Consider the following 322-nt stretch of genomic DNA (forward strand, 5'->3'; position numbering starts at 1 on the left):
GCTGCGCGGCCTTGCCGCTGACGTCCTGGTAGACCGCCCAGATGCACGGCACGCCACGGCCGATCTCGTACTCACGGCGCACCAGCGCACCCGGGCCCTTCGGTGCGACCAGCACCACCAGGCGCGTCGCTTCGCGGTTGCGGGTGCGCTCGAAACGGGCGATGGACACGCTCAGGTAACCATCACGCAGCGCTTCCAGCGACCGCAGGGTCGGTCGGTCACGCTGCAGGTACAGCGCCGGGTGGGTCAGCAGGCTGGTGGTGTGCACCACGCGCACATCGGCTGGCCACTGCGCGTTGATCGCGTCGGCCACCATTTCGGC

At 69.9% G+C, this 322-nt stretch carries 1 pseudogene; it reads right to left on the bottom strand.

Annotation, left to right across the window (positions count from 1 at the left end):
- Positions 1–322 (bottom strand): annotated as a pseudogene (locus ABGA94_RS09450) (ketol-acid reductoisomerase); the annotation flags it as partial.

The organism is Stenotrophomonas sp. 3diitr2024, from assembly GCF_042136455.1.
In the GTDB taxonomy this organism is placed as follows: Bacteria; Pseudomonadota; Gammaproteobacteria; order Xanthomonadales; family Xanthomonadaceae; genus Stenotrophomonas; species Stenotrophomonas sepilia.